This is a genomic window from Kordiimonas sp., from assembly GCF_048264555.1.
In the GTDB taxonomy this organism is placed as follows: Bacteria; Pseudomonadota; Alphaproteobacteria; order Sphingomonadales; family Kordiimonadaceae; genus Kordiimonas.
Genome location: NZ_JBLXCX010000002.1, coordinates 569633 through 582465 on the forward strand (window position 1 = coordinate 569633; position 12833 = coordinate 582465).

Sequence of the window (12833 nt, forward strand, 5' to 3'; positions counted from 1 at the left end):
CTTTAATTCACTCACGCTATGATGGCTTAAACGCCAGCGGCAGCGGCAACTTCTGCAGCGAAGTCGTCTTCTTTTTTCTCAAGACCTTCGCCCATCTCAACACGCGCGTAAGCCGTAAGCTCGATTGCAGTGCCGGCATCTTTTGCGGCTTTCGCGATTACGTCAGATACTTTGCTCTCACCATCCATTACGAACACTTGGTTCAGGAGAACAACTTCCTCGTAATATTTACGCATACGGCCAACAATCATCTTTTCGATGATTTCCATTGGCTTGCCAGATTCTTTAGCTTTTTCGATCTGAACCTGCTTTTCACGCTCAACAAGCTCAGGATCGAGGTCAGCTTCCGAGAGCGATGCTGGGTTTGCGGCAGCCACATGCATAGCGAGCTGTTTGCCGAGGCCGGCGAGAACTTCTTCAGACGCATCTGATTTCAGAGCTACGAGAACAGCGATCTTGCCCATGTTGTCAGCAACAGCGTTGTGAACGTAAGTAGCCACGAGGCCATTTTCAACTTCGAGAATAACCGCACGACGGATGTTCATATTCTCGCCAATTGTCGCGATATTGTCTGTCAGAACTTCGCCAACTGGCTTGCTTTTGCCAGGATATGCAGCCGTTTTGATCGCCTCAACATCTGTACCCACTTCCAGCGCAACACCAGCAAGATCACCAACAAACTGCTGGAACTTCTCATTGCGAGCAACGAAGTCCGTTTCAGAGTTGATTTCTATCACGGCAGCTTTAGTGCCAGCAGCTTTAACGGCAACGAGGCCTTCAGCGGCCACACGGCCAGATTTCTTTGCAGCAGCGGCAAGGCCTTTGGTACGCAGCCAATCAACAGCAGCTTCAAGGTCACCGTCATTTTCTGCCAGTGCTTTTTTACAGTCCATCATGCCTGCGCCAGATTGTTCGCGCAGTTCTTTAACGAGAGCGGCGGTAATTTGTGCCATTGGTATTCCCCTTACAGCCCAGATATGAGCCTAAGTGTAGATAACAAGGTGCCCCCGGCAGGCGCACGGCTTACCGGGAGCATTAAATGAGAAATGTTACTCTGCGGTTGCAGCTTCAGCTGCTTCTTCTGCAGGAGCCGATTCCTCAGCAACAACAGCTTCCTCAACTGGTGCTTCGGAGGCGCCAAGGTCAACGCCTTGTGCTGTCAGTTCAGCCTGAATACCGTCAAGCGCTGCTTCAGCAACGAGATCACAATACAGGCGGATCGCACGGGTCGCGTCATCGTTGCCTGGGATCGGGTAATCAATACCGTCTGGCTTACAGTTGGTGTCGATCACGCCAACTACAGGGATACCAAGACGATTAGCTTCCGCGATAGCGAGGTCGTCACCAATCACGTCTACTATCACGAGAATGTCTGGAAGACCGCCCATGTCCTGAATACCGCCAAGAGAAAGCTCGAGCTTGTCACGCTGGCGTGTCAGCTGCAAAGTTTCTTTCTTGGTCAGGCCGGTGTGCTCTTGGTTGAGCTGCTCATCAAGCTGCTTCAGGCGCTTGATGGACTGGCTGATGGTCTGCCAGTTTGTCATCATGCCGCCGAGCCAACGGTGGTTAACATAGTACTGACCACAACGTTTCGCTGCTTCTGCAATGATTGGAGAAGCCTGACGCTTCGTACCCACGAAGAGGACGCGACCACCACCAGCAACTACGTCACGCACAGCTTGAAGCGCGCGAGTCATGTAAGGAACTGTTTGTGAAAGGTCTACGATATGAACGCCGTTACGTTCGCCGAAGATAAACGGCGCCATTTTCGGGTTCCAACGGTGGGTTTGGTGACCAAAGTGCACGCCTGCTTCAAGAAGCGCACGCATATCGACTTGCGGCATTGCCATAATACTACTCCTTTTCCGGTTAAGCCTCCGTGGAGCGTGCGCCGCAACTCATGAATTTGAGTTATGACACCGGATGGCGCCCTGCCAACACAGCAAGTAGCCTACCCCACGTGTGAAGTCGCGGCTCGTATAGGCGCGTTTTTAAGGAATATCAAGGCTTTTTTTGCACTCCACCGGCTTCCACAGCCAATTCTTTCTCGGTAGCGGAGGTAACCGCGTACCCGGTAGCCCTATCAATCTCCAACTTAACACCTGCAGCGCTCATATTAACGACCGGCAGGGTGCGCACGACAGGAGCGCGCCTTGCTTGTTGGATTGCACCCGCAGCAGTGCTTGAGCGCGCCAGTTTCATCAAGTTCAAACGGGTTGGAAACATCAACGGCACTTTGTTTTCTTCCCAATCGCTTAACACTTTTCGTGGGTTAACCCACTTCAAGGAAACAGCTTCATTGCCGTCGTGCTGCGCTACCTGGCCGTTATGTTCGGCGAGGTAGAAATGAGTGTCGAAACGCCTCGGCATGGGTTCAGGCGTTACCCAATGTGCGAAGGGCACCATGTTTGCGATATCAAGTTTGCCACCTGAATATCGCACCAGATCGGCAAATGGCAGTCCGCCAAACAATGTATTCCTGCGCGGGCGATCTATTTGCAACACACCCGCTTCCTCATATAACTCCCTCAAGGCGGCTACCCTGAAACTGAAATCCCTGTATACACCCCGGCCTGTAGTAATTCCCTGCCAGCGCCAGTTCTGCTGATCGGTCGCATCAACCTTCCCACCAGGGAAAACAAAAGCACCGGGCGCGAACTTCATGGTTTTTGCGCGTTCGATCATCAGAACTTCAACGCCGCCCATGCCGTCCCTGATCAAGAGTATCGATGAGGCGGGCAGTGCTTTGGCAACTTTTCCGTATCTGTCAGCCATCACACCTCCTCAACCGAAAGCACGCCAATCTCAGCTGCAACCGCCTGCTTCAGTTCAGGTGTAATTTTGTATCTTCCACTCAGGCGAAACTCGGCAAACCGGCTACTATTCGATACAGGAACTCTTATCGTGACCTTGCCTTTGCCGCCTGACTTACGGTCTAGTGTCGACTTGATTGAGACAAACGCCTTGCTCTCTTCAATTTCAATAAACAGTCCTTTACTGGACTGCGAAGCGACGGTTTCAAGACTTTCAATTCCTCGGCACGAAAGTCCTACAGTGTCATCATCGTCCCGCTTCCTGATCTGAACCGACACAACAACCGGTGCCCCCTCCTCCACCAACGTCCGAATACCATCAAGGTCGTCTTCAAATGCCATGATCTCGAATGCATCCGAGCGATCAGACAGGGTCAAGCGTCCAAACCTGCTACCACGCTTGGTATTCCCTTCCCTGTAACCTGCTATCGCACCAGCCATTCTTACTGTCTGTCCCACGAGACCCGGATCATGATAAACTTCGCGGGCCGGGATAATACGTTCCCGTTCAAGAATAGTTTCATAGGCATCAAGTGGGTGCGCCGAGATATAGAAACCAACGGCACTCTTTTCGTTCTCAAGCTGTTCTGTGTCTGTCCATGCTCTGATCGTTGGCAAGCTTGGGCGATCAACAGCCTTGGCCATCTCACCACCAAAAAGACTGACCTGATCGCTCTCCCGCTCCTTGGCCTGCATCTGTGCGAGCCGCATGACAATGTCAGCTGCTGCATAGGCCTGCGCCCTGTTATCTAACAAACAATCAAAAGCACCAGCCGCCGCCAATCTCTCCATCTGGCGCTTATTCAGCAGCTTTGGATCAACTCGCTCGGCAAAATCAAAAATATCCTTAAAGTCACCATTGGCTTTACGTTCCGCCACGATGGCTTCCATCGCCTTTTCGCCAACACCTTTAATAGCGCCGAGTGCATAACGTACCCCTTGGTTAAATCTGGGGTCTCCTTCGTCACAATACGGCTCGCTCACCTTTTCAACCACAAAAGCAACATCCGAGCGGTTGATGTTGGGTAGAAGAAGCGGAATCTCTGCCCGCTGCAATTCTTGCTTGAATGCAGCCAGTTTATCCGTGTTGCCCATATCAAGCGTCATAATCGCCGCCATAAACTCAACAGGGTAGTTCGCCTTCAGGAAAGCCGTATGGTAGGCAACAAGGGCATACGCAGCCGCATGGGATTTGTTGAAACCATAGCTCGCGAACTTGGTAACGAGATCGAAGATATAACTCGCTTTTTCCGCATCGATACCACGCTCCACAGCACCATCACAAAAGCGGCCACGCTGCTTATCCATCTCGGCCTGAATCTTTTTACCCATAGCACGGCGGAGAATATCGGCCTCGCCAAGGCTATAGCCGGACATAACCTGCGCGATCTGCATCACCTGTTCCTGGTAGATGATCACGCCATATGTTTCCGACAGAATATCCTCCAGAATTGGGTGGGGATACTCCACCTGCTCGCGGCCATGTTTCCGGTTCACATACGTTGGAATGTTATCCATCGGGCCAGGCCGATAAAGCGCCACAATAGCGATGATATCTTCAAATTTATCTGGTCGCAGCCCCTTCAGAACAGACCGCATGCCGGTACTCTCCAGCTGAAACACCCCGGCAGCATCACCCGCCGCCAAAAGTTTATAGGAAGGGCCGTCATCCAAGGGAACTGCGGCAAGATCGATATCAATGCCTCGCTCTTTGATATAGTCAACTGCCCGATCGAGCACGGTCAGCGTCTTAAGGCCGAGGAAGTCGAACTTCACAAGGCCCGCAAGTTCCACCCATTTCATATTGAACTGGGTAACAGGCATATCAGATTTTGGGTCACGGTAGAGAGGCACTAATTGGTCTAACGGCCTGTCTCCGATAACCACACCCGCCGCGTGCGTTGACGAGTGGGCATAAAACCCCTCAAGCTTTAGAGCGCGTTCCATCACGCGGCGCGTAAGCTCATCACTATTGATTTCATTCTGTAACCTCGGCTCGCTATCGATGGCCTCTTTAAGGGTCATCGCACTTCCAGGGTCATTCGGGATCATCTTTGACAGACGGTCGGTTTGGCCGTGAGGCTGCTGCATTACCCTGCCGCATGCCTTCACGACGGCACGGGCCTGCAGTTTACCAAAGGTGATGATCTGGGCTACACGGTCATATCCGTATTTGTCCTGCACGTACCTGATCACGCGCTCGCGTTTGTCTTGGCAGAAATCCACGTCAAAGTCGGGCATTGATACCCGTTCAGGATTGAGGAAACGCTCAAAAAGCAAGGAGAACCGCAGAGGATCGAGGTCGGTAATTTTGAGAACCCATGCCACCACCGAGCCGGCACCAGAACCACGCCCAGGTCCCACAGGAATGTCATTGTCTTTTGCCCACTGGATAAAGTCAGCAACGATCAGAAAGTACCCCGGGAAACCCATCTGATTGATGATTCCGAGCTCATAATCAAGCCGCTCCCAGTATTCCTTCTCCCACTCCTGATCTTGTCCTGCAACAAGCCCCTCTTCCCGCGCTTTGAAATCCAAGCGCTCACGCAAGCCTTTGACAGATTCGTCCCGAAGCATATCAGCCTCGGACACGTCCATACCGCTTGTGAAGTTAGGTAGAAGTGGATCAATTTTATCCACCTTATACGCACAACGCAGCGCTATATTGACAGTATTTTCAATAGCTTCAGGAATATCTTTAAAGAGATTTTTCATCTCTTCTGCGCTTTTGAACCTGAATTCGGGATTTAATTTTCGTCGGTCTTGTACGGCGACATATGTACTTTCCGCCATACACAGAAGCGCATCATGGGGTTCATACATGTCCGGCCCCACAAAAAAGGGCTGGTTGGTGGCGACGATGGGCAGGTTGTGGGCATAAGCAAAATCCAGGAAATCCTCTTCCGTGATTTCCTCTTGCTTAATGCCATGCCGAGCGATTTCGACATATAATCGGTCACCAAATAATGCCTTCAGGTCAAGAAGGCACTTTTCGGCCGCATCTCTATTTCCTTCAAGCAGCAAGGCACCGACCGGCCCTGTAACCCCACCTGTCAGGCAGATAAGACCATCTGTTAGGCCATTGAAAGCCGAGAACAGAAACTGCACGCCTTCCTGCACATCACTTTCAAGGTGTGCTTTCGATACAATCCTCATCAGGTTTTTGTAGCCGACCTCAGATTGTGCAAGTAGCACTAGCTGGTCGGGCTTTGCAGCCCGCTTACCTCTTGCCTGATGATCCTTGTATGGATTTTGCACGTGAAGCGTGACACCAATGATCGCTTGAATACCTGCATCCGTCGCGTAGCTTGAGAATTCGAGCGCGGCGAACATATTGTCGGTGTCAGTCATCGCGACAGCGGGCATCTTGTGCCCGACACACTGCTTCACCAGGTCTTTGACGTGTATGGCACCTTCAGACAACGAATAAGCCGTATGAACACGAAGATGTATGAAGCCAGCGTGGCTCATGAGAGAGATACTCCAAACAAACTAGTTAGACCAGGCCCCCATCATGGCGCCGATAGCCATCATGCTGAGCGTAATATTCCCCATGTGAATCAGAAAATGGCGAAGAGACTTACTTTCGAACGCATAATTCGCGAAGGTGCCGCCACCAACAATCAATACCGAAAGCATAAGTCCAACTTTCATGCCTGCGAGCCAACCGCCTCCCACCATGCCCGACATTGACAAGACAACAGCCAAACCGAAACTCATAAAGAGAGAAGCTATAAAGCTCAAAAACATCGCCTTTGCAGGATTATTTGACGCTTGCTTTAACTCTTCTTCCGTCATTCCCATCTCTGCCATCCAAGCCTTGCCCGCGATAGGCCCATACCAAATGCTACCAACCGCCATATAGACTACCCCGCCGAGCAGCACTGCGAGCCAGTTGATGTCCGATAAATTTTCCATGTATTCCCCCTCCGAAGTAGTATGATCAAACCTACTCCGAGGACGTGACTTACTCAAGCTTCGTGGAGCGTTCCCTCGCGGAGGGTCAAGCGGCGGTCCATTTTGGCAGCAAGGGTCGTATCGTGGGTAGCGATCAAAGCAGACAAACCCCTCTCGCGCACCAGCTCCAAAAACAGCTTAAACACCCGTCCTGCGGTATTTTCATCCAGATTCCCAGTCGGCTCGTCAGCCAACAACAATACCGGGTTACCAATCAGCGCGCGGGCAATCGCGACACGTTGTTGTTCGCCACCGGAAAGCTCGCTTGGAGCGTGCTCCAGCCGGTCTTCAAGACCCACTCTGACAAGGAGTTCTGCTGCCTGTTCATTTGCTACTTTTTCGGCAACACCGCCGATACGGAGAGCCATAGCCACATTCTCAACCGCAGTAAAATCCGGGAGAAGATGATGAAACTGATAGACAAACCCCAGTTGGCTCTGGCGAAGGCCCGAACGTGCATCGTCTTTCAAGCTCGTGGCATTCATACCCCCAATGGTGACCACCCCACTATCCGTTGGGTCCAAAAGACCCGCGATCTGCAACAGGGTAGATTTACCCGAACCAGAAGCCCCCACCAGCCCCACAAGCTCGCCAGCCTGAATGGTGAGATCGATACCCTTCAACACCTCTACCACTTTGTGGCCCTGCCGAAATGCCTTTTCGATCCCTTCTAGTTTTAGCACTGCTTTACTCATAGCGCAGCACCTCCACGGGGTCGATTTTCGCCGCGCGACGCGCCGGGATTATGGTAGCCACAAAAGAGAGAAGAAGCGCCAGCCCCACAGTCAGCCCCGCCTCGGTCAAGTTCACTTCCGCGCGAAGGCTTGTAATAAACCTCACGGAGGGATCCCACATATTCAAGCCAAAGGCACGCTCAATAAACGCCTTGATGGTTTCAATGTTGGCAATGATTAGCCAAGAAAAGAGACTTCCGAAAACAATGCCTGCTGAGCCAACAAATAGACCTATAGTGACAAAAATCCGCCGAATGGATGCTTGGCTGGCGCCAACAGTGCGCAAGATCGCAATGTCAGGTGATTTATCTTTAACAAGCATGAAAAGGCTGGAAGATATATTGAACACCGCCACTAGAATAATGAGCCCGACAATCAGGAACATCATTACGCGTTCGGTTTGCAGTGCGCCTACAAGGCTTTGATTAAGGGAACGCCATGACCGCACATAGGCACGCTCCCCCACAATGTCTGCTATTTCCGGGCCTACAGTGTCTACCGCTTCGGGGTCTGTCAGCATCAGTTCAATATTGGCAACAGCGCCCTCAAGACGGAAAAATCGCTGAGCCTCTTCAAGTGGCATGCCAATAAAGCTCTCATCAAATTGATAGACACCAATCTCAACAACGGCGGCAACTGGGTAGGACAGATACCGGAGTGTCGAGCCAAACGGCGTTGGCACAGATTTGGGGCTTACAATTGTAACACGGTCGCCTGCGGTAACACGCAGCCTGTTGGCCAACTGGTAGCCCAAGACCAAACCGCCAGTATTGACCGCTGTTTCCAGTTTACCCTCTTTAACGCCAACGAGGCCTAGCTTCTCCACGCTGAAGAACTCATCCGGCAGACCACGCACAATCGCGCCCCAGGCTTCACCTTCGTTCGTCACCATGACTTGGTTTTCACTGAAAGGCATCATCTTGGTAATGCCTTGGGTATCCTTCAGGTCGTGCATTATTTCTTCGTAACCTGAAAGCTTACCCCCATAGCCTTGAATCAAGATATGGCCATGATAACCAAGGATTTTATCCATGAGTTCAGCGCGAAAACCGTTCATTACCGCCATGACGACAATAAGCGCAGTAACACCAAGAGCAATGGCGGTTACGGAGAGCGTAGCGGTTACAGAGATTACACGGTCACGCTTTCTGGCAAGCATATACCGCATGGCCACAGACCATTCAAATCCCCGTGCTATCACCGCTGTCTCCCGAATTTCTAAGCGCTAAGCTTTGCCAGCGCATCAGCGGGAGAAAGCTCCACCCGCTCACCTGTTTTCCTGTTTTTGAGCTCAACAACGCCATTTTTAAGGCCGCGCGGGCCAATAGCTAACTGCCAAGGAAGGCCAATCAGATCCATGTTCGCGAACTTAGCGCCTGCGCTCTGGTCCCGGTCATCATATAGTACATCAATCCCGGCAGCTGTAAGATCAGCATACATCTTGTCACATGCGGCCGTGCAGTCGTCATCCTTTACGCGAAGGTTCATCAAGCCAACCTTGAAAGGCGCCACTGATTCTGGCCAAACGATGCCATTTTCGTCGTGACATGCCTCAATAATAGCACCGGCAAGTCGCGAGACACCTACGCCGTATGAGCCCATTTGTACATTGGCGGTTTCTCCGTCAGGCCCCTGCACTGAGGCATTCAGCGGCTTTGAGTATTTTTCCCCAAAGAAGAAGATGTGCCCAACTTCGATACCACGGCCCGTTATAAGTTTATCTTGGTCCACTGGGCAGTTGGCTACGTCGTGAATTTCATCGGTTGCGGCATACATGCTTGTCCATTCATCCACGATCGGCTGCAAGTCGGCGTCCGCGTCTGTTTCAATCATAGAGTCAAGCGTATCAAAGCCCGCATCAAAGAAAACTTCACTCTCGCCGGTATCTGCCAACACAATAAATTCGTGGCTCAAGTCGCCACCTATGGGGCCAGTATCCGCTCGCATAGGAATTGCTTTGAGCCCCAGCCGCGCGAAGGTGCGGAGATAAGCCACAAACATAGAGTTGTACGATTTGACACCATCTTCTTCTGTGAGGTCAAAGCTATAGGCGTCTTTCATCAGGAATTCCCGGCCGCGCATCACGCCAAAACGTGGGCGAATCTCATCCCGGAACTTCCATTGAATATGATAAAGGTTTTTGGGCAAGTCCCGGTAGGACTTGATTTCCCGCCGGAAGATGTCGGTGATCATCTCTTCGTTTGTCGGGCCATACAGCATCTGGCGCCCGTGACGGTCCTCAATGCGCAGCATTTCTTTGCCGTAGTCGTCGTATCGACCACTTTCCACCCAGAGATCAGCAGATTGAATAGTGGGCATGAGTACTTCTTGCGCACCAGCCCGGTCCTGCTCCTCACGAACGATCTGCTCAATCTTCTTCAAGACCTTGAGCCCGAGCGGGAGCCAGCTATAAATACCAGCCGCACCTTGGCGGATCATGCCAGCTCGTAACATCAAACGGTGAGACGCAATCTGCGCTTCAGCAGGGTTCTCTTTTAAGGTCGGTAGAAAATAGCGGCTTAGACGCATGGCTTACTCATGTATGCTGTTGATCATTCTTGGTGCCTATGACTTTGGAGTCTCTTACGCCACAGACTTACGCTTCTTTTGCAGGGGGTCGCACGGAATAGCAACGGCTTTCTTGTATTTTCCCACGCCGCTCACGCAATAATTGAACCCATCAGCGCAATTTAAAGGTGCACTGCGCGTTCATTGTTGCACAGCTGCAACAATACCCACAAACAAACACTAGATGTTGTGTTTATCGCCTCTAAAATGATGACACGCCTGCTGCGTTTCCATAGCTTCGGTGTTGCGCAGAGCTGAATGGCTCACGTTTTATGTGGTCCACGCTCAGGGAGGACTTTGCGCTATAATATGACGGGCTCGAGAGAAATTGCCTGTTAATTAATTAGGAAAAGCAAGGCTGATCGGCCTTGCTTTTTCAATTTTAGCTGATGACTTAGATTCTAGGGCCGCGGTGCCCTAAAGGTAATCAGGTCTGATGTTGCCAAGAAATAGTATGCGACTGTAAGCACCAGAGCTACGAACGTCGTAATAAGAATCTTCTTTTTTAGATTTGGATTCACCGGGGCACCTGGATCAACACCCTCCGCCTCGTGAGCGTTTGCCTCAGTTTGGGAACGGATACCCACTGGCAACATACAGAAGAACACCATCCACCATGCAATAACGTATACGAGTATGACTGTTGCAATATTCATGGTCTTTAAACTTCCTCAATCTCGACAAGGGTACCGCAGAAGTCCTTAGGGTGGAGAAAAAGAACGGGCTTACCGTGCGCGCCAATTTTAGGCTCCCCGTCACCTAAAACGCGAGCACCCTCGTCTTTAAGCTTGTCCCGCGCAGCAATAATATCATCAACCTCGTAGCATATATGGTGCATGCCGCCTGACGGATTATTGGCCAAAAACTTTGCGATGGGTGACCCCTCCCCCAATGGATGCAAAAGCTCTATCTTCGTATTTGGAAGCTCTACAAAAACCGTTGTCACGCCGTGGTCAGGAAGGTCAACAGGGTCGGTCACGCTGGCACCTAGCGTGTTCTGATAGGTTGCCGCTGCTGCCGCCAAATCAGGCACAACAATAGCAACATGGTTGAGACGTCCGATCATATTTGACCTCCTTTACTGAAACTCAAGTTCACTTCGCCGGTTGATAAGACTAGCAACCCCAGGGTTCTTCCCTATCTCACGCCGACAAAAACGACGCGTGGCGATACGCACTGCTTCTTCAACCAAGGTATCCGATTGCCGCGCCGCACTAGGCATACGCTCAATCCCTGTCTCAATGGCATCCAACATTCCGTCGTAGAACACATCGTCATCACCGCGAGGTAACCCCAGTATCGCTAGAAGCGGCTCTGCCGCCAACGCTCCATCGTCATCAAATACCAAGCTAACCGTCACAAAACCTTGAACCGCGGCTCTGCGTCTGTCTGCAATGGCCTCGTCCGCCACAGAAACAATCTCTGTTCCATCCAAAGCCAATCGCCCAACAGGTACTTCATCAATTAGCTTGAGGCCTTTGGTGCTAATCTGAATGATATCGCCATTTTTGGGTACGATGGTATGTTTGATGCCAATTTCACGGGCTAACGCCGCGTGCCGTTGAAGGTGTCGCGCTTCGCCATGCACCGGGATCACGCATTGGGGTTTGACCCAGCCATACATCTTTCTCAACTCCGCCCGTCCAGGGTGACCCGAAACATGCACAAAAGTATCTTTTTCGGTGATTACATTAATGTGCTTGCTAGCGAGCGTATTAAACAATTGTCCAAGCACCAATTCGTTTCCAGGTATTATCTTTGACGAGAAAATCACATTGTCATCTGGGCTTAATTGTAGATGCTTGTGGTCGTCCCGTGCGATGCGGGCAATTGCCGCACGGGGCTCACCTTGGCAGCCCGTACACGCGATGAGTACCTCATCTTTGGGCAAATAGTCAGCGTCTTCCTCATCCACGAGCGGAGGGAAATCGGTCAAATAACCAGTTGATTTGGCGGCTTTCACAATACGTTCCATCGATCGGCCAAGAAGTACTAGTCTACGCCCAGTAGCCTTTGCGACTTCTCCTATCGTCTCTAAGCGAGCCACGTTGGAAGCGAAGGTTGTGATCACTACCCTATTCTTCAGACCTGCAACCAGTTCCTTCAGGCTTTCCCGAACAGCGGCTTCAGAGCCAGATTCGCTCTCGTTGAACACGTTGGTGCTATCACCGATAAGCGCGAGCACCCCCTTCTCACCGAGTTCCGTCAGCACAGGCGATGGGCAGGCCGGACCAATAAGCGGTCGGTCATCCAGCTTCCAGTCGCCCGTATGAAAGAGCGTCCCCTTTGAGGTCGTAATCGCGAGGCCATGCCCTTCCGCAATCGAATGCGCGAGTGGAACATAACGGATGCTGAATGGTCCGAGTTCAATAACCTCAAGCGCATCAACAACGTGGAGCTCAACCTGATCTAATAACCCAGCTTCCCGAAGCTTGTCTTCCACAAGAGCCGCAGTAAAGGGTGTTGCATATATCGGACACTGAAACCGCGACCATAAGTAGGGTACTGCGCCAATATGGTCCTCGTGCCCGTGCGTTAGAACCAGACCAATGAGATCTTCCTGCTCATCCTCAACAAACTCTGGATCAGGGAAAATCAGATCCACACCTGGCAAATGATTGTCGGCAAAACTCATACCGCAATCCACCATCAGCCACTTACCACGATGCCCATATAGGTTAAGATTCATGCCAATCTCGCCCGAACCTCCAATGGGCACAAACAACAGGCGCTGATCGTCGGGTTTCATATAGGGCATAAG

11 protein-coding genes are annotated in these 12833 nt (G+C 51.4%); all 11 read right to left on the reverse strand.

The genetic code is table 11. The features are described 5' to 3' along the window. Positions 1-26: 26 nt before the first annotated feature. The 11 genes from tsf to ACN0XZ_RS07785 all read right to left on the reverse strand — a co-directional run bounded on the left by tsf (position 27) and on the right by ACN0XZ_RS07785 (position 12830). Positions 27-953 (reverse strand): translation elongation factor Ts, encoded by a 927-nt coding sequence (tsf, locus tag ACN0XZ_RS07735; RefSeq protein ID WP_417457162.1) that lies wholly within the window; start codon positions 951-953, stop codon positions 27-29. Positions 954-1049: 96 nt separating this feature from the next. Then, entirely contained in the window at positions 1050-1850 is an 801-nt protein-coding gene (rpsB, locus tag ACN0XZ_RS07740) for a 30S ribosomal protein S2 (protein WP_417457163.1), read from the reverse strand. Positions 1851-2001: 151 nt separating this feature from the next. Next, complete coding sequence (locus ACN0XZ_RS07745) at positions 2002-2775, reverse strand: NUDIX hydrolase (RefSeq protein ID WP_417457164.1); 774 nt, start codon at positions 2773-2775, stop codon at positions 2002-2004. Continuing rightward, positions 2775-6284, reverse strand: coding sequence for a DNA polymerase III subunit alpha (gene dnaE, locus ACN0XZ_RS07750; protein WP_417457165.1), 3510 nt, complete (start codon positions 6282-6284; stop codon positions 2775-2777). Before dnaE ends, ACN0XZ_RS07745 begins: the two co-directional genes overlap by 1 nt. Before the next feature lie 21 nt (positions 6285-6305). After that, entirely contained in the window at positions 6306-6731 is a 426-nt protein-coding gene (locus tag ACN0XZ_RS07755) for a DUF1761 domain-containing protein (protein ID WP_417457166.1), read from the reverse strand. Positions 6732-6784: 53 nt separating this feature from the next. Then, the gene (locus ACN0XZ_RS07760; protein ID WP_417457167.1) at positions 6785-7465 is read right to left on the reverse strand and encodes an ABC transporter ATP-binding protein; all 681 of its coding nucleotides are present in this window, start codon (positions 7463-7465) and stop codon (positions 6785-6787) included. Next, positions 7458-8705 carry a lipoprotein-releasing ABC transporter permease subunit gene (locus ACN0XZ_RS07765; protein ID WP_417457168.1) on the reverse strand — a complete coding sequence of 416 codons (1248 nt, stop codon included), beginning with the start codon at positions 8703-8705 and terminating at the stop codon, positions 7458-7460. The genes ACN0XZ_RS07760 and ACN0XZ_RS07765 overlap by 8 nt, the downstream gene beginning before the upstream one ends. Before the next feature lie 17 nt (positions 8706-8722). Next, complete coding sequence (proS, locus tag ACN0XZ_RS07770) at positions 8723-10033, reverse strand: proline--tRNA ligase (protein ID WP_417457169.1); 1311 nt, start codon at positions 10031-10033, stop codon at positions 8723-8725. A gap of 440 nt (positions 10034-10473) precedes the next feature. Continuing rightward, positions 10474-10728, reverse strand: a complete 255-nt coding sequence (locus ACN0XZ_RS07775; protein ID WP_417457170.1) for a DUF1467 family protein — start codon at positions 10726-10728, stop codon at positions 10474-10476. Between the two features lie 5 nt (positions 10729-10733). Continuing rightward, positions 10734-11138, reverse strand: coding sequence for a methylmalonyl-CoA epimerase (gene mce / locus ACN0XZ_RS07780; RefSeq protein ID WP_417457171.1), 405 nt, complete (start codon positions 11136-11138; stop codon positions 10734-10736). Between the two features lie 12 nt (positions 11139-11150). Further along, positions 11151-12830, reverse strand: a complete 1680-nt coding sequence (locus ACN0XZ_RS07785; protein ID WP_417457172.1) for a ribonuclease J — start codon at positions 12828-12830, stop codon at positions 11151-11153. Positions 12831-12833 lie beyond the last annotated feature (3 nt).

Excerpts from the sequence above, each read along its gene's own strand:
- tsf (WP_417457162.1), bottom strand. The coding sequence starts at position 953 with ATGGCACAAATTACCGCCGCTCTCGTTAAAGAACTGCGCGAACAATCT.
- rpsB (WP_417457163.1), bottom strand. The coding sequence starts at position 1,850 with ATGGCAATGCCGCAAGTCGATATGCGTGCGCTTCTTGAAGCAGGCGTG.
- ACN0XZ_RS07745 (WP_417457164.1), bottom strand. The coding sequence starts at position 2,775 with ATGGCTGACAGATACGGAAAAGTTGCCAAAGCACTGCCCGCCTCATCG.
- dnaE (WP_417457165.1), bottom strand. The coding sequence starts at position 6,284 with ATGAGCCACGCTGGCTTCATACATCTTCGTGTTCATACGGCTTATTCG.
- ACN0XZ_RS07755 (WP_417457166.1), bottom strand. The coding sequence starts at position 6,731 with ATGGAAAATTTATCGGACATCAACTGGCTCGCAGTGCTGCTCGGCGGG.
- ACN0XZ_RS07760 (WP_417457167.1), bottom strand. The coding sequence starts at position 7,465 with ATGAGTAAAGCAGTGCTAAAACTAGAAGGGATCGAAAAGGCATTTCGG.
- proS (WP_417457169.1), bottom strand. The coding sequence starts at position 10,033 with ATGCGTCTAAGCCGCTATTTTCTACCGACCTTAAAAGAGAACCCTGCT.
- ACN0XZ_RS07775 (WP_417457170.1), bottom strand. The coding sequence starts at position 10,728 with ATGAATATTGCAACAGTCATACTCGTATACGTTATTGCATGGTGGATG.
- mce (WP_417457171.1), bottom strand. The coding sequence starts at position 11,138 with ATGATCGGACGTCTCAACCATGTTGCTATTGTTGTGCCTGATTTGGCG.
- ACN0XZ_RS07785 (WP_417457172.1), bottom strand. The coding sequence starts at position 12,830 with ATGCCCTATATGAAACCCGACGATCAGCGCCTGTTGTTTGTGCCCATT.